The sequence below is a fragment of the Variovorax sp. AC103 genome (assembly GCF_979254005.1).
The window spans coordinates 97,185-118,521 of sequence record NZ_CEEDFC010000021.1; the positions used below are offsets into that span (position 1 = coordinate 97,185).

Sequence of the window (21,337 nt, forward strand, 5' to 3'; positions counted from 1 at the left end):
CAAAAACTTCAGCGTCGCGCGCGAGACGCCTGCACAGCCGATGCATCCAAGGTCTTCGCGTCGACCTCGCGAAGCAGTTCTATGAAGGCGCGCAGCCCTGCCGGCACGTGGCGGTGGCCAGGGTAGTACAGGGCCAGCCGTCCCATGGAGGGCGTCCAGTTCTGCAGCACCTGCACCAGGCGCCGCGAACGGATGTGTTTTCGGGCCGACCATTCGTTCATGTAGACCAGGCCGATGCCGGCCAGGGCCGCCTCCAGGCGTGCAACGTTGTTGTCCAGTGTCAGCGGCCCTGCAACATCGAGCGAGATGGCTTCATCCTGCCTGCGGAACTCCCAGCGCCAGATGCTCCCGCTCGACAGCCGATTGCGCACGCAGGCATGTGCACCGAGGTCATGGGGGGTTGTGGGTACGGTTCTGCCCTTGGTCTTGAAATAGGCTGGCGCACCGACCACCACGAAGCGCTGTTCCGGCCCGAACAGCGCGGCGATCATGTCGCGTGGCACGGCGTCGGCCAGCCGAATCCCGGCATCGAATCCGTCCGCCACAACATCGACCAGCTTGCCCTCCGTGACCAGGTCGACCTGCATGTCCGGATAGCGCCTGAGGTACTCGGGCACGTAGGCCGCCAGCGCCTGTTGCGCCGCTGCCTCCGACGTGTTGATGCGCAGGGTTCCGGCAGGGCGCGGGCTCGAAGCGCTGGCCGCGTCGATCGCGCCCTCGATCTCCCGCAGCGCCGGCGCGACGCGCGCCAGGAATTCCCGGCCCGCCTCGGAGAGGGCAACGCTGCGCGTGGTCCGGTGAAAGAGGCGCACGCCCATTCGCTCTTCGAGGGCGGAGACAGCATGGCTGACTGCTGAAGCAGAAAGCCCCAGGTCGGCCGCCGCGCTTCTGAAATTGCTGTGCGATGCGACCGCGACGACGGCTTGCAAACCTGAGAGTTCGGTGCGCTTCATGGGCCGGGGTCCGTCATTGGGGCTGCGCTTTATTGATGAATTCGATGCACTTCTTCGTGCGGCATTGTGCTACTTATCAGATGAGTGCGCGCTGCCTAAGCTCGACCCAGTTCCACTTCCTATTGGTGTTTGCTCATGTCTCCCCTCAAAACCCCCTTCGGCTTCCAGTCGACTGCCAGCGATGTGCTGCGCAACGTGGACCTTTCAGGAAAACGAGCCATCGTCACCGGTGGCGCGTCAGGCATCGGCCTGGAAACCTCCCGCGCGCTGGTCGACGCGGGCGCCGAGGTGACGCTCGCCGTCAGGCGACCCGAGGCCGCCCAGGACATCGCTGAAGAGCTCAGGGCTTCTGGCCGAGGCGCTGTTCACGTTGCCGCGCTCGACCTGGCAGACCTCGACTCGGTACGCCGGTTTGCCGCCGGCTGGACCGGCGCGCTTCACATGCTCGTGAACAACGCCGGCGTGATGGCCATTCCTGAGCTGCAGACAACGGCTCAAGGATATGAAATGCAGTTCGCGACCAACTTCCTGGGACACTTTGCGCTGGTCAACGGCTTGCACGACGCGCTCAAGGCGGCACAAGGCGCCCGCATCGTGGCCCTGAGCTCCAGCGCACAGTTGCTCGGGCCCGTCGTGTTCGACGATCTGCATTTCCGGTTTCGCGCCTACGAGCCCATTGCTGCCTATGCGCAGGCCAAGACAGCGTGCGTGCTCCTGGCCGTCGAGGCAACGCGCCGATGGCAGCACGAGGGGATCCATGCCAACGCTGTTCATCCGGGCGCCATCGCCACCAATCTGCAGAAGCACACCGGCGGTCTCAAGACGCCTGCAGAGCGCCGAAAGAATCCCGAGCAAGGCGCTGCCACATCGGTGCTGCTGGCGGCTTCGCCATTGCTGGAGGGCATTGGCGGCCGCTACTTCGAGGATTGCAACGAGGCGCCGGTTGTAGACCGCCGTTCGGCAGACTTTACGGGCGTCGCGTCCTACGCCGTGGACGCGCAGAACGCCCGCCGGCTGTGGGAGATCGCAAGCCAGCTCATCAGCGTGCAGGCTTGAATTGCCGTGCGGTGATGCGCGTGGGTTTCATCGGGCCGGGAGACCTGGGCGGTCCCATGGCACGCGCGGTCTCCCAGGCTGGCCACCACGGCGAATTTCGAAAGTCACCGGCAACCTGGGCCTTTCGCTGGCACTCACGACGCGGACGGGGAAGAGGCACGCCGAAACGCGCCATCAGAGGCAGTGGCAGGCGGACCGTTCCGCACACCGTAAGGATCCAGCAGGGTCCTTAATTGATCGCAGGTGGCTGCGCCGGTAACTTCGGATCCCGGAACGGCGCCTTTCTCCCCCATCTGTCCGGGGCGCTGTCACCGAAAGCGAAACTCATGACCACCTACCGCCTGCCGCCGCCGGCCTTCGACGCCGGAACCTGCCGCGACGACCGCTCGGGCCATTCGACGCCGCGCGAAGAAAGGGCTTCCCAATGACAACCTGGGACACCGCCCAACGCGCACGAAACGCACGGCTGCAAGCCGGCGCGCCTTATGCCAAAGGCAAGCACGTCGCGGCCAGCGACGCGACGGCGTTGCTGGAGGCCGTGCTCCAGCCGGGCGACCGCGTCTGCCTGGAAGGCGACAACCAGAAGCAGGCTGAGCTGCTGGCGGCCGCGCTGGCCGCCGTCGACAGCAGCAAGGTCCACGACCTGCACATGGTTCAGTCCGGCGTGGTGCTGCCCGAGCACCTGGACGTGTTCGAGCGCGGCATCGCCAAACGGCTGGACTACGCCTACTCGGGCCCGCAGTCGCAGCGCATCGCCAGGATGCTGTTCGGCGGAAAGATCCAGCTCGGCGCGGTGCACACCTACCTGGAGCTGTTTGCGCGCTACTTCATCGACCTCACGCCGCAGGTGGCGCTGATCGCCGCCGTGAGCGCCGACCGCGAAGGCAACCTCTACACCGGCCCCAACACCGAAGACACGCCCACCGTGGTGGAAGCGACGGCGTTCAAGGACGGCGTGGTCATCGCGCAGGTCAACGAGATCGTCGACAAGCTGCCCCGCATCGACATTCCGGCCGACTGGGTGCACTTCGTGGTCGAGAGCGGCAAGCCCTTCTACGTGGAGCCGCTGTTCACGCGCGACCCGGCTGCCATCACCGAGACGCAGATCCTCACCGCCATGCTGGCGATCAAGGGCATCTACGCGCCCTACGGCGTCAAGCGCCTGAACCACGGCATCGGCTTCAACACGGCGGCCATCGAGCTTTTGCTGCCGACCTACGGCGAGCGCCTGGGCCTGAAAGGCAAGGTGGCCAGCCACTGGGCGCTCAACCCGCACCCGACCATGATCCCGGCCATCGAGTCGGGTTGGGTCGAGCAGATCCACAGCTTCGGCTCCGAAGTGGGCATGGACGACTACATCCGCGCGCGCCCCGACATCTACTTCACCGGGCCCGACGGCTCGCTGCGCTCGAACCGCGCGTTCTGCCAGACGGCAGGGCTCTACGCCTGCGACATGTTCATCGGCTCCACGTTGCAGATCGACCTGCAGGGCCACTCCTCGACCGTGACCGCCGACCGCGTGGCCGGCTTCGGCGGCGCGCCCAACATGGGCAGCGACGCGCGCGGACGGCGCCACCCCAGCGCCCCCTGGCTGCAGGCCGGCAAGGAGGCCGACCCCGACAGCCCGCCCGCGCTGCGGCGCGGCCGCAAGCTGGTGGTGCAGATCGGCGAGACCTTCGGCGACAAGAACGTGCCGCTCTTCGTGGAGCACCTCGACGCCCTGCGCCTGGCCGAGAAGCTCGACCTGGACCTGGCGCCGGTGATGGTCTACGGCGACGACGTGACCCACATCGTGACCGAGGAAGGCATCGCCAACCTGCTGCTGTGCCGCGACCGCGACGAGCGCGAGCAGGCCATCCGCGGGGTTGCCGGCTACACCGAGATCGGCCGCCGGCGCGACGCGACGATGGTCCAGCGCCTGCGCGAGCGCGGCGTGATCCGACGGCCGGAGGACCTGGGCATCGACCCGATGGACGCCGACCGCCGCATGCTCGCTGCGCGCTCCATCAAGGATCTTGTGAAGTGGTCCGGCGGCCTCTATGCGCCCCCCTCCAAGTTCAGAAACTGGTAAGGAAACACATCGATGGAACAACTCAATTTTCGACACGCGGCGCGCCAGCGCGCGGCGGGGTCCAGGCCCCAGGCCATCGTCGGCGTGGTCGCCTCCGGCAACCTGGAAGTGCTGGTGGAGCGGCTGCTGCCCGACAGCGAATGCGAAGTCGACATCCGCACCGCGGCAGAGGGCTTCGGCGAGGTGTGGCAGGCCGTGGTCCAGGATTTCGTCGAACGCCGTTCGCCCGGGGGGCTGAAGCTGTCCGTGAACGATGGCGGTGCCCGTCCCGACACCGTCGCGCTCCGGCTGGCACAGGCGGTGCGCGCCGTGGAAGGAGACCCGTCATGAACGCCCTCGTGCACCACGACGACCAGCGGCTTGCGGCCAGCTGGTACGAAGCGTCCGCGCGCCAACGCGTGGACGGCCTGCTCGACGCGGGCAGCTTCGAGGAGTTCATCGGCCCCGAACTGCGCGAGACCAGCCCGCACCTGCCGCTGTTCGACCTGCCGCAGCAGTTCGACGACGGCATGGTCGTGGGCCGCGGCCGACTCGACGGTGCGCCGGTGCTGGTGGCTGCGCAGGAGGGCCGCTTCATGGGCGGCGCCTTCGGCGAGGTGCATGGCGCCAAGCTCACGGGCCTGCTGCGCGCCGCGCGCGACATCGGCACGGTGCCGGTGCTGGTCCTGTTCGACACCGGCGGTGTGCGGCTGCAGGAGGCCAACGCGGGCGAACTCGCCATCGCGGAGATCATCCGGGCCCTGCTGGACGCGCGCCTGGCCGGCGTGCCGGTGGTGGGCCTCATCGGCGGGCGCGCCGGCTGCTATGGCGGCGGCGGCCTGATCGCGGGGTGCTGCTCCGCACTGGCTGTCTCCGAACAGGGCCGCATCAGTGTGTCCGGCCCGGAAGTCATCGAGACCAACCGCGGCGTCGAAGAGTTCGATGCCAAGGACCGCGCGCTGGTGTGGCGCACCATGGGCGGCAAGCACAGGCGGCTGATCGGCGGCGCCGAGCGGTTCGTGGACGACACCATGGCCAGCTTTCGCACGGCAGCGGGCGAGCTGGTCCAGCTCGCCTCTACACCCGACGAGGCCACCCTCGAGGCCGAGCAGGCCCGCCTGGAGCGGCGCATCGAACGCTTCGGCGAGTGCCATGACGCACTGGACGTCTGGCAGGCGCTGGGCGCCGATCACCCCGCCGCCATTCCCGGCATGCCCTTCGAGGCGTTCGTCGCCCTGGCCAACCGACTGGAGGAGCCTCGCCATGACGCTCGCTGAAATTCTCGCTTCGCTCTTTCCGAAAGGCCATCAGGTGGTGCGCGAGGACGGCCTGCTGTCGGGCAAGGGCCCGCGTGCCGACGGCACGGACATCGCCGTCATCGGCGTCGACGGCCGCAAGGCCATCGGCATCGACGAGGCGGCCTGGCTCGCGCGCAAGGTGCTGGACACGCTCAGAGCCGGGGGAACCACACCGATCCTGGTGCTGATCGACAGCGACAGCCAGCGCATGAGCAAGCGCGACGAGATGCTGGGGCTCAGCGAGTACCTTGCGCACCTCGCCAAGTGCCTGAACCTCGCCGACGCGCGCGGCCACGCGACCGTCGGCCTGCTCTACGGCCATACCGCCGCGGGCGCCTTCATCGCCACCGCGCTGTCGACCCGGACGCTGTTGGCACTGCCGGGGGCGGAGCCGATGGTGATGGACCTGCCGTCCATGTCGCGCGTGACCAAGCTGCCCATCGAGGTGCTGCAGAAGAAAGCCAGGTCCACCCCGGTCTTCGCGCCCGGCCTGGACAACCTGATGCAGACCGGTGCGGTGGCGTCCGTGCTGGACCCCGGGCGCCCTCTGGCCCCCCAGCTCGACGACGTGCTGAAAGCCCTGCCCCCGCAAGGCGCGCAGTCACCGGACCTGCGCGACCAGCTCGGCAAGGCGCGCAATGGCCGCCCCAAGGCCGTCGACATTGCAAGGCGTGTGTATGAACTTGCCCACCCTGCCCTCTGACTCGCGCCTGCCGAGGCACCATCTGGTGCGGGTTGCTCCGCCCGCCTGGGCCGTGCTGATGGCATCGCGCAAAGACCTGGCCAATGAGCCGCTGCTCGACAGCTGGGCACACCGTGGCTGGCCACTCATCGTGCGGCGTCGCTCACCGGGCGAACGCGGCGACGCATCATGGCTGCCGCTGGGCCTGCCGCTGCCCCCCAGCGCCGGCAAGAGACGCATCGCGGTGCAGGTGCAGGCGAGCCACATCGCCTCGGTCTCGGCGCTGCCACAGCTGTGCGAGGTCGTCACGTCGGCCCCGCGGGCGTGGCACCCTGCCCTGCAGCAGCTCCTGGCCGTCGGTGATCACTTCGGCGTGCAGACCCGGGTGTTCGGCAGCCTCGCCTGGCAATGGCTGACCGGGCTGGACTATCTGAACCAGGGCTCGGACATCGACCTGACCTGGACGCTGCCCCGCAGCGAGCGCATCGAGGAATTTCTGGGCGCAGTGGCCGACATCGACGCCACAGCACCGATGCGAGTGGACGGCGAACTGGTCCTAGCCGACGGAACGGGCGTCAACTGGCGCGAACTTCATGCGCGCAGCGCCGAGGTGATGCTCAAGACCGCGACCGACCCGCTGCTGTGCCCCCGTTCGCAGTTCCTGGAGCCCCTCGCATGAACGCGGCAGCGACAAGATCGGCCGCGCTTGGCCACGGCGCAGCACGCGCCTACGCGGAACATCTAGGTGCAGTGGCCGAGCGCAGCCTTCAACTCGAGGTGCGCACCTGGCCGAAGCCGGGGCTGGTCAGCCACGTCGACGCGGGCAGCCACACGGACATGGACGCAGGGACCTTTCACCGCAGCGCCGCGGCACTCCGACCCTTCTTCACGGAGCTGGCCGAGGCCGGCCTGCAGGACCAGGGCATGACCGTGCTGAGGAAGATCGGCTTGCGCGCAGAGTGTGCGATGACGGCCGCGACCGGTGGGGTGAACACACATCGCGGGGCCATCTTCGGGCTGGGCCTGCTGTGCGCCGCAGCGGGCCTGCGGGCTCGCCGCGGCATGGCGGGTGACGCCCAGCACTCCCTGGGCGACACCGTGGCGCGCCGCTGGGGCCCGGACATTCTTGCCGGGCCGCGGCCCAGCGACAGCCATGGCGAAGCTGTGAAGCGCCGCTACGGCGCAGGCGGCGCCCGGCAGGAAGCTGCACTGGGCTTTCCGGGCGTCTACAACGTCGGCATGCCCGCCTTGCGCCGGGCCGCGCAACTGGCACCGCACGATGCACAGGCCGCACGGGTGCAGGCATGCTTTGCGCTGATTGCCGCTTTGGAGGACACCAACCTGTTGCACCGCGGCGGTGCCGCCGGCCTGCGCTTCGCCCAGCGAAGCGCGCTCGCCTTCCTGGCCGCCGGCGGCGTCGGGCACCCCGGCTGGCGTCAGGCCGCGGAGAAGATTCACCGCGCTTTCGTGGCACGCCGACTGAGCCCAGGCGGCGCAGCGGACCTGCTGGCGATGAGCCTTTTTGCAATGGCGATCGAACAGGACCCGGCGCCGTGATCGCGATCATCCTGCTCGCACTGGTGCCGATCTACTTCGTGCTTCTGCTGGGCTACACCGCCGGCAAACGGGGTGTGATCAACAACACGCACGTCGGCGAGCTCAACACCGTCGTCATGACCTATGCGCTGCCTGCCTCGCTGTTCGCCGCCACCGCCGCCACGCCGCGCGACACTTTGCTGTCGCAGTGGCCGCTGCTGGTCATCCTGGGGGGCGCAATGATGCTGGTCTATCCGCTGTGGTACTTACTGCAGCGCCGGTTGCTGCGGCGCAGCGCCAGCGAGGCCGCGCTGCAGTCGCTCACCGTGGCGCTGCCGAACTATGCGGCGGCAGGCCTGCCCATCGTCGTGGCGCTGCTGGGGCCGACGCACACGGTGCCCGTGGCCGTCGCCATTGCGGCGGGCTCGCTGCTGCCCTCGCCCGTGACCCTGGCGCTGCTGGAGCTCTCCGCGGCGCGGCCAGGCGAAGCGGCAACGGCCAGCTTCAAGGCCGCGCGGTTTGCGCGTGCCATGGGGCATGCGCTGGTGAAACCCATCGTGCTCGCTCCGATCGCCGGCACGGCAATCGCCCTGCTCCAATGGAAGCTGCCGACCATCGCCGCTGCGTCGCTGGGGCAGATCGGCCAGGCCGCGGGCGGCATGGCGCTGTTCGTCACCGGCTTGATCCTTTCGGCGCAGCGTTTCCGCTTGAGCTGGAACACCACGCTGGCGACCATCACGGTCACCGTCGCCCAGCCACTGCTGGCACTCGGCATCGCCAAGGCCATGGGCGCGCCCGCGGACATCACGCGGATCGCGGTGCTGATGGCGGCACTGCCTTCGGGCTTCTTCGGCGTGCTCTTCGGCGCCAACGCGGGCGTGAAGTCGGAGGAGTCAGGCTCCACCGTGATCGCCAGCACACTGACCGCCATGCTCACCGTGGCCCTGACCATCGCATGGCTCTATGGGCCGGGCAGCACGCCATGACGCTCGCCATCCTGTGTCCCGGGCAAGGCAGCCAGAACGCCGGCATGTTCTCGTTGACGGGCGCGGCCGCCGAAGCACAAGGGCTTTTCACCCACGCGACCGACCTGCTCGGGCACGACCCGCGCACCTGGGTGCGCGAAGCCACCACCGACGCACTGCACGAGAACCGTTCGGCGCAGTTGCTCTGCACACTGCAGGCCCTCTGCGCCTGGGCCGCGCTGTCGGACGCGTTTCCACAACGCTGCTGCATCGCGGGCTACAGCGTGGGCGAAATGGCGGCGTGGCACATCGCAGGCTTGACGAGCGCGACCGACACGCTCGAGCTCGTCGCCGCGCGCGCCGACGCCATGGACGCCGCACAGCGGGCCAGGCAAGGCGAGCAAGGTCTTCTGTTCGTGCGCGGCCTCGAACGGGCCGACATCGACCGGCTGTGCGCACACCGTCAAGCCGCGGTCGCCATCGTCAACCCCGGCAACGCATGGGTGCTGGGCGGCGTGCGCGATGCGCTCGCGGACATCGCTGCGCAGGCTCTGGCCCAAGGTGCGGCACGGGTCGTGCCGGTCGATGTGAAGGTGGCCTCGCACACCTTCCTGATGGGTGAGGCCACGGCCTCCTTCAGGAACACCCTCGCCGGCGCCGCCATGGCACGCTCCCCGCGCCCGGGCGCGCGCCTGTTCAGCGGCATCGACGGCGAAGTGGTGCTGGGCGCCGCGCAAGGCGCAGAGAAGCTGGCACTGCAGATCTCCCAGACCGTGCAATGGGCCTCGTGCCTGGAAGCCTGCGTCGAAGCCGGCGCCACGGCCTTCTTCGAACTCGGCCCGGGGCGCGCACTCAGCGAGATGGTTTCCGGTGCGTACGCGGGCGTCGATGCGCGCAGCCTCGACGATTTCAAGACCCTGCAGGGCGCGCGCGACTGGCTTTCGCGCACGCAGTTACGCACCTAGAAGAGGTGCTCCAGGCGGCCGCTACATGTCGACGGCCTACCCCTTTGCGATGATGAGCAGCCCGACAACCATCATGGTGCCGCCGACGATCTTCGCCGTGGACAGTGTTTCGCCGAGCAACAGCCAGGCCAGCAGCAAGGCCACGACCACACTGCCCTTGTCGATCAAGGCAACCGTCGAGACTTCGCCGAGCTTGATCGCCTTGTAGTAGAAGATCCATGACCCGGCGGTCGTCACTCCCGACAGCCCCAGCCACATCGCGTTGCGCCAGGTCAGGGCCCGTAGCTGGTCCAGCGGCACGACGACGCCGGCAAACACCAGAACGAACGCGAACACGAAGCACGTTCGCACAGCCAGCCCCAGGTCACCGGAAATCCCCGAGAGGCCGAGTTTGGCAATCACCGACGTAAAGCCGGCGAAAGCCATCGAGATCAGGGCGTACAGGATCCACTTTTCCATCGGTTTCCCTTGGTTTGGAGCCTGCGCATGGGCTCAGGACAACTCGGCCTTCGCGCCGCGGCACACCGCCAGCAGCGCCAGCAGGTTGGGGTCGCGCTCCCGCGTGCGCAGGAAGCTGACCGCCAGCGTCTGGCGCATCAGGTACTTGGGCTGCACCGGAATCAGCTGCACGTTCTGCGAGAACACGTCGCGTACGCGCCCCGGCAATAGCGTGCAGCCGATGCCGCCGCTCACCAGGTTCATCAGCGAGAAGATGTCGCCGGTCTGCATCACCACGTTCGGCGTGAAGCCGGCCACGCGAAACGCCTCCACGAAGCCGTTGTACGTGGCGAAGCCTTCCTTCAGGCTGACGAATTTCTCTTCGGCACAGGTGCTCAGGTCCACGCGCTTGTGGCGCGCATAGCGCGAGCCCACGGGGGCGGCGAAATGAATTTCGTCGTCGAACAGCGGCTCCGACACCAGGTCGGCCTCGCCTTCGGGCAACGCCATCAGGGCAGCATCGATGGCGCCGTCGCGCAGCTTCTGCAGCAGGTCGGCGTTGGAGCCGAGCACGAGTTCGGTCTCCAGGGCCGGCTTGCGCACCTTCATGTGGATGAGCACCGTCGGCACCGTGCGGATGGTGAGCGAATAGAGCGACCCGATGCGGATGCGGTCGGCCGAATAGCCGGCCACCTCGCGCGTGGCCCGCACGCCCTGCGCCAGCGTCTGCAGCACCTCGCGTGCCACCTCGGCCAGCGTTTGCGCGGCCTCGGTCGGATGCAGGTTGCGGCCCTCGTGCCGGAACAGGGCACAGCGCACCCCCGACTCCAGCGAGTGCAGGGCACGATGCACGCTCACGGGGCTCACGTCCAGCAGCTCGGCGGCGCGCGCCAGGTTGCCGGTTTCCATGAACGCGATCAGCGTTTCGAGCTTGCGGAAGGTGATTTCTTCATCGATGCGAGGTTGCATGCTGGGCCCGGGAGTGAATGGCGCATCGTAGCGATTCGAGGTGTTTCCTGAGGTGTCGAAGGCCAGGCCCCATCGGCTGCCGGCGCGCCCGGCGGTTCGCGCACTCGCTCAAGGCAAATGCCTCACCGATCCGGCCTGCCAGCCTTGCGTCGACCCGCGGGCAAAGTCCGCCCAGATCTGGCGCATGCCCCTGCCGAGTGCTTCGATGTCTGTCCAGCGGGCCTTGCCAAGTTCCGGTGCCGCCGACCAGGCTTGCGCGCTGCCGAGCAGGAAGGGCAGATCGATGCAATGGCAGGCACCGAATCCGGTCTCCGGCGATTGCCAGTCGAAGCGAAACAGGTAGGCATTGCGGCCCCTTGCGGCGACCTCCTGAACCAGGCTGCGCGCGCCTCCTTCGAACAGCACGTTCATCCGGGTCGTCTCGGCCGCGTAGCGCACTTCGGTCCCGGGTGCCGCGGCGACGTGCTTGTTCAGAAGAACGAAAGGCAGCGCGTCGTCCTTGCACCATCCAGCGATGGTGTCGACGGCAGACCCCGAAGGCGTGTCGGGTGAGACAGGGGCCCAGACGATCAGCTGGTTCAACGTTGCAGCGAGCCGGCCCTGGGCGGCAATGAGGTCGTCGACCCCCGCAGCGCGAGGGTCCTGCCCGAGTTCGGCGAGGAACATCGCCGACACCCGGTCTGCTTCTTCCCGCGTGCGGGCGGCGCCGTTGGCTCCGCTGTGCAGGATGGCACGCTGAAACAAGCTGCCTCCGTGGCCCCAGGCCAGCATCGCCACGATCGAGAACCCGCCTGCCGACTGCCCGAACACCGTCACGTTGTCCGGATCGCCACCGAATTGCGAGATGTGCGTCTTGACCCATTGCAGCGCCGCAACCTGGTCCGCCATGGCGGGGCTGGGTCCGGTGCTCGACGGAAACTGCAGGTAACCGAACACGCCGAGGCGGTAGGTCACCGACACCACGACGACGTCCTGCTCCGCGGCCAGTTTGTCCCCGTCGTGCCACGGCAACTCGCCGCCCCCTGTGACGAAGCCCCCGCCATGGATGAACACCATCACCGGGCGCCGGCCCACGGCGCCCGGCGTGAACACCGACAGCACCTGGCAGTGCTCGTCGACGTCCATGGGTGCAAGCGGTCCTTGCACGACTTCCAGGCGCGAAGGCGACTGCGGGCAGATCGGACCGCGTTCGGTGTGACGCCTGCCGTCCCAGGCCAGGACTTCGGGCTGCTCGAATCGCTCGGCATGCGCATATCGGATGTTGCGAAAAATTTCGACTTCGGTGGTCATTGCTCGTCCTTCACGATCATTGAGGTTTGGGAAACGCCGGCAACGCGGCGCAGTTGGCTTTTCCTGAACACGATCGTGCCGGCCCGGCGCGATGCCATCAATATCGGTCCCGGCCGGAAAGTTAGCTTGAGAGAAACGGTTCGGGCGTTCGCGAAGCGCCGCCCGTGCGCGGCGCACTCAGCGGGTCGCAGCCCTCATGCTGCGACACACGGCGAGAAAGGCGAGCAGATTGGGATGGAGCTCCCTTGTGCGCAGGAAGCCGAGAACGACACGCTGACGCAGCAGGTCCCTGGGCTGCGGGGGGATCAACTTGACCCTTTGCGGAACGCTACACGGCAGCTGGCCCCGAGGGATTGCTACAGCAAAATTCGCCCGCCGGAATCAACACGCTGCAGCGGCGAGTCCAAACGGGATGCGCAGCACCGTCTGCGACGTTCGGCAACTCGATTCAGTTGTACGGGATGAAAGAAAACGCCATGGGCGCATCGAATTCGAAATCAAGCGGGAGCCCCACGATGCGCGGAGGCTGGGTCTTCCCGTGGACGCCCATCACGTTGGGAACGTAGGAATCCGGATTGGCAATCGGCGTGTTGCTGGCGAAGTACTTGCTCTGGATGAAAAAGTAGCCGAGTTCCTCTGTAGAGACCAAGTTCCAGAGCTGCCGATCCTTGATGGCCTCCGCGGCGGACTCCATCGTGATCTTCGGTTCGGCCAGTGCGTCGCTTGCCTGTGCGTCACTGGCCTGGATGGTCATGACGAGGCCCGAGCCCATGGTGGTCTGGAGGTACCACCACCCGGAGTCTTCGAGCGAGGGAATGAACTCCCAGAGCTGGTTGTGCACGCCGGGATCCCCCAATCCTTTTTTGGCGTAGAGGATGACGTCCGCGCCGGGTTTGCTGCTGGCAGCGTCGACGTCGAGCACCTGGTTGTCTCCACCCTTGTGCTGGATGAAGAACTGCTGCCCATGGCCGGGAGTCGGTTTGGGTTTCACATCGCTCTCAGGAGCGGATGGCGTTCTGGCCGCCGGCGCGGGGGTACCTGCAACCGACCTGGTCACAGGCTTCGACGGCGTCTGGCTGTCGATGTTCCAGTACGTCCCGATCAACGCAACCGCATCGTCGATGTTCACTTCCTTGCCGTGGCGCTGCAGCAGGGCGATCGCCTGGGCGTTGGTCGAATTCTCGGGAATGAAACAGGGCAGCCGCGGGTTGATGTTGACGTAGCGTTCGCCCAGCAGCATCTTGGCGAGGTTCGGCATGACCTCCGCCGATGTGCCGTTGAGGCTGAGGTCCAGAACCGGCGAAGAGACGCTCTGGTTCATGAGAAAGGGCGTCACGTTGTCGAACGGGTTGCCATCGCCCTGCATCCACTGCCTGGCGCCCCAGTCGTGCGTGTCGCTTTGCAACCAGTAGGGCATGAGTCCGGTGCCGATCGTGATGGCGACGATGTTCTCGAGCGGATGGCCGTTGCGTACTGCCAGGCAGATCGCAGCGACCGTCGGATCGTGGTTGAAGAACGCCCCATCGACGTTGCCGTCCATCGATCCGAGTTGACCTGGCATCGCGCCGCTGGACGTTGCCGCCTTCGCAATCGTCGTGTCGCTGTTCCCGAACAGGCCGTCAAGCTTGTCGCGCTCGGTTCCGAGCATGTTGGTGAACATCATCGGACCCCAGGGCGTGGGCATCATCTTGTTGTCGATGTCGGTCGTGACCTTGCCGACGTTGAACGACACCAGAAGTACATCCCGCCCGAGCTCGGCAACTGTCGGAACCTTGCGACCCAGTTTCAGGTAGGCGTCTTCCTGGGAGGCAAGAACCTTGTCGATGGAGTAAGCGGGGGTACTCGGATCGGGATTCATGGCGTCGTAGAAGCCAAGTTCCCCGCCCGTGAACAGGTCCACCAGGTCCTTCGGCGACTTGCCAGCAAGCAGCTCGCTCGTGATGATCGCGCCCGTCGAGCATCCGGCCAGCATCTGGGTCCGGTTCAGAACGCCGTTGTGCACGGCATCGAGCCGCTCCAGGATGGTGGCCGACATCAGACCACGAATGCCTCCGCCGACGAACGACAGAATGGTATAGACGGGTTTCGATGGGTCCACGAGCACTCCTTCAGCGGGGTCAACCCCAAGACGGGGAGCGAAGTGTCCGGCAACGTGCTTCACGTCGATACGCTCGGAATCCCGCTGAAGAAGAGTGTCGTAATTCCAGCAGATGCGATATGCACTGCGCGAGGCGGGCAGAGCCACCTCTACGGTATCAACCTTGTGGCGGCTGCCTCACGTTTCTCGATGTCTCTGAAGAACTTCTCGACACGTCACGACAAAGCCGACTATTGGCCATGAACGATCAGGTGCCGCGGCAGCATCTTGCGGATTTCCCGACGCGCATGGTCGATGAAGGGCTTGAGAATGAGCGTCGATGACATGCGCTGCGAGATGACGATGGAGTAGTCCGCGACGATCTCGGGCTCGAACGGAATGAACTTGAGCAATCCGCCTGTATACGCGCTCGCTGTCAGGGGTTCGATGAGGGCCAGGCCCGCGCCCGCTTCGACCAGCTTGATGATGGCAGATGAATGCTGGGTCTCGACGTTGATGCGGCGATTGACGCCGTGCGACAGCATCACGGCATCGATTTGCGTGCGCGATTCCATCAAGGCGGAAGGGGCGACAAAGCTCTCGCCTTCGAAGTCTTCGGGGCGAAGAACTTTGCGACGTGCCAACCGATGGTGGATCGGCACCACGCCCACCATCTTTGCAGACACCAGCAACTCGCTGTTGCCGTGCAGTGTCTTGCGCATGTTCAACATCGCGAAGCCGAGGTCGCAGCGGCCACTTTGAACCATATCTATCACGGTGGCAGTGCTGTGCGTGTGCATGGAGACGAGCGTTTCCGGGTGTTCACTCGTGAAGCTCGCGATGGTGTGAGGCAGGAAGGAAAGCGCCATGGCAGGCGCAGCTGCGATCTCGAGGCGCGCTACTTTCATCGACTTGATGTTGGATGCTGCGTTCGCAATGCGCTCGATGGCCATGAGCGACTGGTGCACGTCCTCGAACAGCAAAGCCGCTTCGGGCGTCGGTGACAGACGTCCATTGGAGCGCTTGAACAGCGGGATCGCGATGCGTTCCTCGAAATCGGCGATCAAGCGTGTCACCACAGGCTGCGTGACTTCGAGCATCTGAGCCGCGCCGGTGACTGTGCGTCGCACCATAAGAGCGCGAAAAGCTTCCAGGTGCCGAAGGGTGATTCGGTTGTCCATAGCAAAATGACATTAGTTGATTTCAAGTTGCTATTGTAGGCATCGCGCATCAAATAAAACATCAATAAAAACAGTGACTTAGATTTCGATGGCCCATCTATTGCAGAACAACATCGCTAGTGGTTCACACGGTTTCTCAGCAGGCCTTGGTTCACTAACATGGGAGCCGGCAGGCTGGTCTTTCGGCAACACATCGACATCGCATCATTCGTTCTCATCGATCATGAAATTCAATCTTTCAACCATGCGTCGCGCGGGTGGAGTCACGTTGCTGTGTATTGCAGCCTTGGCTCGGTCCGCCCAGGCGGCTTATCCGGACAAGCCCGTGCGCTTGATTGTTCCCGGTGCTGCCGGCGGCGCCGCCGACGCCATTGCGCGCGTGGTAGCCACCGCGGTCAGCGAGCGCTGGGGACAGCCCATCGTCATCGACAACCGGCCGGGCGCCACAGGCCTCATTGCCAACGAAGCGACGGCGAAGGCCGCGCCCGACGGATACACGCTGGGGCAGGCCACGCTTTCGACCTTTGTGGTGGCCAACGTCGTCGCCAAGCGGCTGCCCTACAAGCCTGTCGATGACTTCACCCCCATCGCGATGCTGTGCACCAGTCCCAATCTGCTGAGCGTGACACCTGGCCTGCCCGTCAAGTCGGTCAAGGAACTCATCGCCTACGCAAAGGCGCATCCGAACGACCTCTTCTACGGCTCCTCCGGGTCGGGTTCTGCCCTGCACGTGGTGACCGAACTGTTCCGTGGAAGTGCCGGCATCAACCTCACGCACGTGCCCTACAAGAGCAATCCGGCAGCGGAGATGGATCTGGCCGCAGGCCAGATTCAACTGATGATTGGAAACATCACGTCCATGGAGCCGAACGTCAAGACTGGACGTCTCCGCGCGCTGGCCGTTACCGGTCCGAAAAGGTCCCCGTTGTTGCCCAACGTGCCCACGATGGCGGAAGCCGGAATGCCTGCGGCGGAAATGCTGACCTGGGGCGGCGTGATGGGGCCGGCAAAGTTGCCCGCGCCGATCGTGCAGAAGATCAATGCCGACTTCAACGCGGCACTCAACGACCCCAAGGTGATCAAGCGACTCACCGACTTGGGGTGCGACCCGACACCCGCAACCGCTTCGACGTTCACCGACCTGATCAAGACAGAAAACGAAAAATGGGGCGCGGTGGTCAAGAAAAACAACATCACGGCGGAATGATGGCCGACTACGACGTGATCGTCGCGGGCGGCGGCATGGTTGGCGCTGCTGTCGGCTACGGACTGGCAGGTTTGAAACGGCGCGTGCTGATGCTGGACGGCTCAGACACCGATTTCCGCGCCGCCAAAGCCAACTTCGGGCTGGTGTGGGCGCATGGCAAGGGAATCAAGGAACCGGCGTACCAGCGCCTGACGATCCAAGCCTGCGAGGCATGGCCGGCGTTCGCGGCCCAGTTGGAAGAAGAATCCGGCATGGCACTCGCCTACGAGCAGAACGGTGGCTTGCACTTCTGCCTGACCGACGCGGAGCTGTCAGCTCGCGCGGCCCAGATGGAGGTGTGGCACGCCCAGACGCCGGAGCTTGCGCCATCTGTGCACGTGCTGGATCGCGACGAACTGATGCGCCGCTTCCCCTCCATGCGCCTCGGCGCAGAGGTGGCCGGCGCGACCCTGGGAGACCTCGACGGCCAGGTCAACCCGATGCGCTTGCTGGCGGCCATGCTCGCAGCGTTCTTGCGTCGAGGTGGAACGCTGCGAAGCAATCACGCCGTGACCGCCATTCGCGCGCTGCCGGGCGGCGGCTTCGAGGTGGCGGCGGGTGCGTTTCGCGCAAGCGCCGAGCGCGTGGTCATTGCCGCGGGCTTGGGCGCTGCTGCGCTCGGCCCGATGGTCGGACTGAACGTCCCCTTGCGGCCGCTGCGAGGCCAGATCCTGGTGACAGAGCGTGTGGCGCCATTGCTGCCCGTGCCCGCCAGCGGGCTGCGACAGACGGGCGAAGGCACCGTGATGATCGGCGTGACCCAGGAAGACGTGGGCTACGACCTGGCCACGACAACCGATGGTGCTGTGCGCATGACGCACAAGGCCTTGCGCATCCTTCCCGACCTCGCCAGCGCGAAGCTGGTGCGGCAGTGGGCGTGCCTGCGGGTCATGTCGCCGGACGGCAATCCCGTGTACGCCAGTTCGGTCAGTCACCCCGGCGCGGACATCGCCACCTGTCATTCCGGCGTCACCCTGGCCTCGTTCCACGCCAGCGCCTATGCCGAGGCGTTGGCCAGCGGCGGGCTGCCAGACACCTTGCGGACCTTTCACCATGAGCGTTTCAATGTTCCGAAAAATCAATGATGCCGGCAGCCCCGTGCTGACCTTCACGATCGACGGACAAGCCGTCACCGCCGAGGCCGGCGAAAGCGTGGCCGCCGTGCTGCTGCGCCAGCCTACGCCGGCCAGCCGCAGCACCCCTGTGAACGGAAGCCCGCGCGCACCGTTCTGCATGATGGGCGTGTGCTTCGACTGCCTGGCCATCGTGGACGGCGCAGCGTCGACGCAGTCGTGCCTGGTCACGGTGCGCGAAGGCATGCGCGTGGAGCGCCAGTTCGGCCGCCGGAGCCTCACGCCATGACGCGCGGGTTCGATGCCGTGGTCATCGGTGCCGGCCCCGCAGGCATGAGTGCGGCCATCAGCCTGCGCAAGCACGGAATGTCTGTGCTGGTGGTGGACGAGCAGCCCGCGCCAGGGGGGCAGATCTGGCGCGGCGTGGAGGCGATGGCGCCCACGCCGACGGGTGCGTTGCTGGGCGACGAGTACCGATCGGGCGCCGCTCTCGCCGGACGCTTTCGTGCCTGCGGTGCTTTCTACGAGCCGGAGACACAGGTCTGGCAGATCGAGCCTGGTTGGCGCGTGTACATGACGAGAGATGGGCAGGCCGAAATGGTGCGTGCCACGCACGTCGTCCTGGCGCTGGGTGCTCAGGAGCGGCCAGCGCCGTTTCCGGGCTGGACCTTGCCCGGCGTGCTCACGGTCGGCGCGGGCCAGATCATGTTGAAGACATCGCGCCAGGTTCCATCGGAACCGGTCTGGGTCGCAGGCAGCGGGCCCCTGCCGCTGCTGTACATGGCGCAGTTGCTGCGCGCCGGCGGCAAGATTGCCGGTTGGCTCGACACGGCGCCCCCAGGGGGCTGGCTGCGCACTGTGCCGTGGCTCGGTGCTGCGCTGGCGGGCTGGGGGGACATCGGCAAGGGTCTGGCCTGGCTGCAGGAACTCAGGGCAGCCGGCGTGATGCGTGTGCGCGGTGTGACCACGTTGCGGGCGCTGGGCGAGGGGCGCTTGCAGGAGATCGAATACTCGGGGGCCGACGGCAAGACGACGCGTGCGCCGGCCAGCGTCCTGCTGTCGCACGAGGGTATGGTGCCATCCATCCACATGACGCGTGCGCTCGATTGCGCGCACAGCTGGAATGCACAGCAGGCGTGCCTCGCGCCCGACCTCGACGCATGGGGGCAGACCAGCAAACGAGGCGTGTACGTGGCGGGCGACGGCGCCGGCATCGGCGGCGCGCTGGCCGCGTGGGTGCGTGGCGAGCTGGTCGGGCTGGGCGTTGCAATGCATGCCGGGCAACTTTCGCCAGAGGAGGCGACCGCACATGCTGCGCCGCTGCACAAGAAGCTGAAAGGGTTGCTCCGCCTGCGTCCGATGCTGGATGCGCTTTATCCACCGCGGGCCGACATCTTTGCGCCGTCCGACGACACCATCGTCTGTCGCTGTGAAGAGCTGACGGCCGGCGAGATCCGCAAGGCCGCCTCCATCGGTCAGCCCGGACCCAATCAGCTCAAGTCGTACACCCGCGCGGGGATGGGTCCTTGTCAAGGCCGTCAGTGTGGCTACACGGTCTCACACATCCTGGCGGCACAGCAGAAGCGGCATGTGGCGGAAGTCGGGTTCTACCGCATTCGCTCACCACTCAAGCCGGTCACTTTGGCAGAACTGGCGTCGCTGAACATCGGGCAGGAAGAGGCATGAGCGTCGTGGTATTCGTCGACTGTCCGGTCACCTCAGGCGGCAGTGCGCAGGCGCTGCGTAGGCCATTGATGACCCATCGGTCTGCGCACGTGCTCTCGCTCGACACCGAAACGCCTCATCGCGCCGCGGCTCCCTTCTGCCGCTGTCCAGAGTCACGACCGCGGTGATCTGACCACTTCGCAACTCGCGAAATTCCGCAATGGGAAAGCACGGCTCCAGCGAGTCGGGCATGGGTTCGTCTGTAATTTTTGAAAAGAGGGAATGCATGAAGGAAATTCGCCGGCACGCCACGACTGCGCGACGCAGCAGTGCGGTGGTCTACAACGGGATGGTCTTTGTTGGAGGGCAGACGGCAGAGGACCGCACCCTGGATATACGCGGGCAGACCCGCCAGGTGCTTGCAAAGATCGACAGGCTGCTCGCAGAGGCCGGGACCGACAAGAGTCGTCTGCTCAGTGCCCAGATCTGGCTGAAGGACATCGGCAATGATTTTGCGGGGATGAACGAGATCTGGGATGCGTGGACTGCGCCAGGCAATTCTCCGACGCGCGCGACCGTCCAATGCGCGCTGGGCCTGCCTGAGATATTGATCGAAATCATTGTCACTGCAGCTGTCGATGCGGCTGACGTCGCGTAGTGGATGCGTGCATGTTCACAACGTCACCAAGAACTCTCATGCGCAAAGCTGCTGTTTCACTCGCCTCGTCGCTCCTCCTGATGAGCGGCGCGAATGCTCAATCCTCGGTGACCCTGTTCGGCATCACCGATGTGACGATTCGCCATGTCGACAACGGAGCCGCTTCGCTGACATCGCTGACGACAAGCGGAATGAACAGTTCGAGGTTCGGCTTCCGAGGCACCGAGGACCTCGGAGGTGGACTTCAGGCATCGTTCTGGCTGGAAAACGGCTTCGCCCCCGATTCGGGCGAACCGACTGACCCCTCGCGCTCCTTCAATCGAAGATCCACCGTCAGCCTTTCAAGTGGCACGTTTGGCGAGATCAAGCTTGGACGAGACATCACGCCAAGCTACATCGCATTCGCCACTGTCGATCCGTTTGGGGACAACGGCATCGGCGGGATCTCGACACTGTTGAGCGCTCTTGGAAGCGGCGCACTCACCTTGACCCGCGCAGACAATCTCGTCACGTACTCGCTGCCAGAAAATTTGGGCGGATTCTTCGGACAGATCGGCATTGCGCCGGGGGAAGGCGTTGTCGGCGCCAGGTACGGCGGGGGAATGTTTGGTTGGCGCAACGACAAATTCCTCGTGAACGCGTCGTATGCCGAAACGACCATCGTTGTCGACAAATACAAACAAGCGGTGCTCGCAGCGAGCTATGACTTTGGAGCAGCCAAAGTGTCGGCAGAGGCCGTTCAGGGGAAATTCAGGGCGTCCAAGCAGAACTACTACCTGCTGGGTGTCACAGTCCCTGTGGGAGTGGGTCTTCTGCGGGCGAGCTACACGTTCAGCGAGCTGAGCGGGCCTGCGGTTCGAGGTCAAGCATTGGCCAATGGCGACGACGCGAAACGCTTGGCGGTGGGCTATATCCATTACCTGTCAAAGCGCACCGCGCTCTACACCACCTTTGCCCGAATCGAAAACAAGGGTGCTTCCAAGATCTCGTTCAATGGCGGTCCGGCCGGGCAAACGGCGGGTGGGACGTCTCGCGGCATGGACGTTGGTCTTCGTCACACTTTCTGAAGCGGGATGCTCAATGCGCGATTTTCAAGGGCCGCAATGGCAAACCCAGCAATGCAGGCCTGGCAAGAAGTTGAGCGCGGCGAGCCACGACTCTTAAAGAAGGCAGACTGGTTGAGTGACGTTGAAGCGATCTTGAGGGTCTGCTTGCGACACTCGCCTCCCCCACCG

General features: G+C 65.7%; 21 protein-coding genes. 15 read left to right on the forward strand and 6 right to left on the reverse strand.

Annotated features, from left to right (window positions below):
* Positions 1 to 8 precede the first annotated feature (8 nt).
* A complete protein-coding gene (locus AC0IYU_RS26125) occupies positions 9 to 953 on the reverse strand; it encodes a LysR family transcriptional regulator (protein ID WP_472122961.1) in 945 nt (314 codons plus the stop codon).
* 135 nt (positions 954 to 1,088) lie between these two features.
* Here AC0IYU_RS26125 and AC0IYU_RS26130 point away from each other — a divergent pair, with 135 nt between their 5' ends.
* From AC0IYU_RS26130 to AC0IYU_RS26170, 9 genes are all read left to right on the forward strand, one after another.
* On the forward strand, positions 1,089 to 2,009 hold the full coding sequence (locus AC0IYU_RS26130; protein WP_472122964.1) for an SDR family NAD(P)-dependent oxidoreductase: 921 nt from the start codon (positions 1,089 to 1,091) through the stop codon (positions 2,007 to 2,009).
* A 424-nt stretch (positions 2,010 to 2,433) separates the two neighbouring features.
* Positions 2,434 to 4,080, forward strand: coding sequence for a malonate decarboxylase subunit alpha (gene mdcA, locus AC0IYU_RS26135; protein ID WP_472122966.1), 1,647 nt, complete (start codon positions 2,434 to 2,436; stop codon positions 4,078 to 4,080).
* 12 nt (positions 4,081 to 4,092) lie between these two features.
* Positions 4,093 to 4,410, forward strand: a complete 318-nt coding sequence (gene mdcC, locus AC0IYU_RS26140; protein ID WP_472122969.1) for a malonate decarboxylase acyl carrier protein — start codon at positions 4,093 to 4,095, stop codon at positions 4,408 to 4,410.
* Entirely contained in the window at positions 4,407 to 5,336 is a 930-nt protein-coding gene (locus AC0IYU_RS26145) for a biotin-independent malonate decarboxylase subunit beta (RefSeq protein WP_472122973.1), read from the forward strand. The genes mdcC and AC0IYU_RS26145 overlap by 4 nt, the downstream gene beginning before the upstream one ends.
* Positions 5,323 to 6,060: a biotin-independent malonate decarboxylase subunit gamma gene (gene mdcE / locus AC0IYU_RS26150; protein WP_472122976.1), complete on the forward strand. Its 738-nt coding sequence runs from the start codon at positions 5,323 to 5,325 to the stop codon at positions 6,058 to 6,060. The genes AC0IYU_RS26145 and mdcE overlap by 14 nt, the downstream gene beginning before the upstream one ends.
* Positions 6,035 to 6,718 carry a malonate decarboxylase holo-[acyl-carrier-protein] synthase gene (mdcG, locus tag AC0IYU_RS26155; RefSeq protein ID WP_472122979.1) on the forward strand — a complete coding sequence of 228 codons (684 nt, stop codon included), beginning with the start codon at positions 6,035 to 6,037 and terminating at the stop codon, positions 6,716 to 6,718. Before mdcE ends, mdcG begins: the two co-directional genes overlap by 26 nt.
* Positions 6,715 to 7,596: a triphosphoribosyl-dephospho-CoA synthase MdcB gene (gene mdcB / locus AC0IYU_RS26160; protein ID WP_472122982.1), complete on the forward strand. Its 882-nt coding sequence runs from the start codon at positions 6,715 to 6,717 to the stop codon at positions 7,594 to 7,596. Before mdcG ends, mdcB begins: the two co-directional genes overlap by 4 nt.
* The gene (locus AC0IYU_RS26165) at positions 7,593 to 8,561 is read left to right on the forward strand and encodes an AEC family transporter (protein ID WP_472122985.1); all 969 of its coding nucleotides are present in this window, start codon (positions 7,593 to 7,595) and stop codon (positions 8,559 to 8,561) included. Before mdcB ends, AC0IYU_RS26165 begins: the two co-directional genes overlap by 4 nt.
* Positions 8,558 to 9,505, forward strand: a complete 948-nt coding sequence (locus tag AC0IYU_RS26170; protein ID WP_472122987.1) for an acyltransferase domain-containing protein — start codon at positions 8,558 to 8,560, stop codon at positions 9,503 to 9,505. The genes AC0IYU_RS26165 and AC0IYU_RS26170 overlap by 4 nt, the downstream gene beginning before the upstream one ends.
* 36 nt (positions 9,506 to 9,541) lie before the next feature.
* Here AC0IYU_RS26170 and AC0IYU_RS26175 read toward each other — a convergent pair whose 3' ends face one another.
* The 5 genes from AC0IYU_RS26175 to AC0IYU_RS26195 form a co-directional block, all read right to left on the reverse strand.
* Complete coding sequence (locus AC0IYU_RS26175; protein WP_472122991.1) at positions 9,542 to 9,964, reverse strand: EamA family transporter; 423 nt, start codon at positions 9,962 to 9,964, stop codon at positions 9,542 to 9,544.
* 33 nt (positions 9,965 to 9,997) lie between these two features.
* The gene (locus tag AC0IYU_RS26180; protein WP_435485460.1) at positions 9,998 to 10,912 is read right to left on the reverse strand and encodes a LysR family transcriptional regulator; all 915 of its coding nucleotides are present in this window, start codon (positions 10,910 to 10,912) and stop codon (positions 9,998 to 10,000) included.
* Positions 10,913 to 11,020: 108 nt separating this feature from the next.
* Positions 11,021 to 12,202 (reverse strand): carboxylesterase family protein, encoded by a 1,182-nt coding sequence (locus AC0IYU_RS26185; RefSeq protein ID WP_472122994.1) that lies wholly within the window; start codon positions 12,200 to 12,202, stop codon positions 11,021 to 11,023.
* A gap of 448 nt (positions 12,203 to 12,650) precedes the next feature.
* The gene (locus AC0IYU_RS26190; protein WP_472122996.1) at positions 12,651 to 14,300 is read right to left on the reverse strand and encodes a patatin-like phospholipase family protein; all 1,650 of its coding nucleotides are present in this window, start codon (positions 14,298 to 14,300) and stop codon (positions 12,651 to 12,653) included.
* Positions 14,301 to 14,530: 230 nt separating this feature from the next.
* The gene (locus AC0IYU_RS26195) at positions 14,531 to 15,460 is read right to left on the reverse strand and encodes a LysR substrate-binding domain-containing protein (protein ID WP_472122999.1); all 930 of its coding nucleotides are present in this window, start codon (positions 15,458 to 15,460) and stop codon (positions 14,531 to 14,533) included.
* 223 nt (positions 15,461 to 15,683) lie between these two features.
* Here AC0IYU_RS26195 and AC0IYU_RS26200 point away from each other — a divergent pair, with 223 nt between their 5' ends.
* From AC0IYU_RS26200 to AC0IYU_RS26225, 6 genes are all read left to right on the forward strand, one after another.
* Positions 15,684 to 16,667, forward strand: coding sequence for a tripartite tricarboxylate transporter substrate binding protein (locus tag AC0IYU_RS26200; protein WP_472123002.1), 984 nt, complete (start codon positions 15,684 to 15,686; stop codon positions 16,665 to 16,667).
* Positions 16,667 to 17,791, forward strand: coding sequence for an NAD(P)/FAD-dependent oxidoreductase (locus AC0IYU_RS26205; RefSeq protein ID WP_472123005.1), 1,125 nt, complete (start codon positions 16,667 to 16,669; stop codon positions 17,789 to 17,791). Before AC0IYU_RS26200 ends, AC0IYU_RS26205 begins: the two co-directional genes overlap by 1 nt.
* Positions 17,772 to 18,068, forward strand: a complete 297-nt coding sequence (locus tag AC0IYU_RS26210) for a (2Fe-2S)-binding protein (RefSeq protein WP_472123007.1) — start codon at positions 17,772 to 17,774, stop codon at positions 18,066 to 18,068. Before AC0IYU_RS26205 ends, AC0IYU_RS26210 begins: the two co-directional genes overlap by 20 nt.
* A complete protein-coding gene (locus AC0IYU_RS26215) occupies positions 18,065 to 19,465 on the forward strand; it encodes an FAD-dependent oxidoreductase (RefSeq protein ID WP_472123010.1) in 1,401 nt (466 codons plus the stop codon). Before AC0IYU_RS26210 ends, AC0IYU_RS26215 begins: the two co-directional genes overlap by 4 nt.
* A 265-nt stretch (positions 19,466 to 19,730) precedes the next feature.
* Positions 19,731 to 20,102 (forward strand): RidA family protein, encoded by a 372-nt coding sequence (locus tag AC0IYU_RS26220; protein WP_472123013.1) that lies wholly within the window; start codon positions 19,731 to 19,733, stop codon positions 20,100 to 20,102.
* Between the two features lie 38 nt (positions 20,103 to 20,140).
* Positions 20,141 to 21,169 (forward strand): porin, encoded by a 1,029-nt coding sequence (locus AC0IYU_RS26225; RefSeq protein WP_472123016.1) that lies wholly within the window; start codon positions 20,141 to 20,143, stop codon positions 21,167 to 21,169.
* The last annotated feature ends 168 nt before the right edge of the window (positions 21,170 to 21,337 follow it).

Bases quoted from the DNA above. Each gene is read 5' to 3' on its own strand.
- AC0IYU_RS26125 (WP_472122961.1), bottom strand. From the start codon at position 953: ATGAAGCGCACCGAACTCTCAGGTTTGCAAGCCGTCGTCGCGGTCGCA.
- AC0IYU_RS26130 (WP_472122964.1), top strand. From the start codon at position 1,089: ATGTCTCCCCTCAAAACCCCCTTCGGCTTCCAGTCGACTGCCAGCGAT.
- mdcA (WP_472122966.1), top strand. From the start codon at position 2,434: ATGACAACCTGGGACACCGCCCAACGCGCACGAAACGCACGGCTGCAA.
- mdcC (WP_472122969.1), top strand. From the start codon at position 4,093: ATGGAACAACTCAATTTTCGACACGCGGCGCGCCAGCGCGCGGCGGGG.
- AC0IYU_RS26145 (WP_472122973.1), top strand. From the start codon at position 4,407: ATGAACGCCCTCGTGCACCACGACGACCAGCGGCTTGCGGCCAGCTGG.
- mdcE (WP_472122976.1), top strand. From the start codon at position 5,323: ATGACGCTCGCTGAAATTCTCGCTTCGCTCTTTCCGAAAGGCCATCAG.
- mdcG (WP_472122979.1), top strand. From the start codon at position 6,035: ATGAACTTGCCCACCCTGCCCTCTGACTCGCGCCTGCCGAGGCACCAT.
- mdcB (WP_472122982.1), top strand. From the start codon at position 6,715: ATGAACGCGGCAGCGACAAGATCGGCCGCGCTTGGCCACGGCGCAGCA.
- AC0IYU_RS26170 (WP_472122987.1), top strand. From the start codon at position 8,558: ATGACGCTCGCCATCCTGTGTCCCGGGCAAGGCAGCCAGAACGCCGGC.
- AC0IYU_RS26175 (WP_472122991.1), bottom strand. From the start codon at position 9,964: ATGGAAAAGTGGATCCTGTACGCCCTGATCTCGATGGCTTTCGCCGGC.
- AC0IYU_RS26180 (WP_435485460.1), bottom strand. From the start codon at position 10,912: ATGCAACCTCGCATCGATGAAGAAATCACCTTCCGCAAGCTCGAAACG.
- AC0IYU_RS26185 (WP_472122994.1), bottom strand. From the start codon at position 12,202: ATGACCACCGAAGTCGAAATTTTTCGCAACATCCGATATGCGCATGCC.
- AC0IYU_RS26195 (WP_472122999.1), bottom strand. From the start codon at position 15,460: ATGGACAACCGAATCACCCTTCGGCACCTGGAAGCTTTTCGCGCTCTT.
- AC0IYU_RS26200 (WP_472123002.1), top strand. From the start codon at position 15,684: ATGAAATTCAATCTTTCAACCATGCGTCGCGCGGGTGGAGTCACGTTG.
- AC0IYU_RS26205 (WP_472123005.1), top strand. From the start codon at position 16,667: ATGGCCGACTACGACGTGATCGTCGCGGGCGGCGGCATGGTTGGCGCT.
- AC0IYU_RS26210 (WP_472123007.1), top strand. From the start codon at position 17,772: ATGTTCCGAAAAATCAATGATGCCGGCAGCCCCGTGCTGACCTTCACG.
- AC0IYU_RS26215 (WP_472123010.1), top strand. From the start codon at position 18,065: ATGACGCGCGGGTTCGATGCCGTGGTCATCGGTGCCGGCCCCGCAGGC.
- AC0IYU_RS26220 (WP_472123013.1), top strand. From the start codon at position 19,731: ATGAAGGAAATTCGCCGGCACGCCACGACTGCGCGACGCAGCAGTGCG.
- AC0IYU_RS26225 (WP_472123016.1), top strand. From the start codon at position 20,141: ATGCGCAAAGCTGCTGTTTCACTCGCCTCGTCGCTCCTCCTGATGAGC.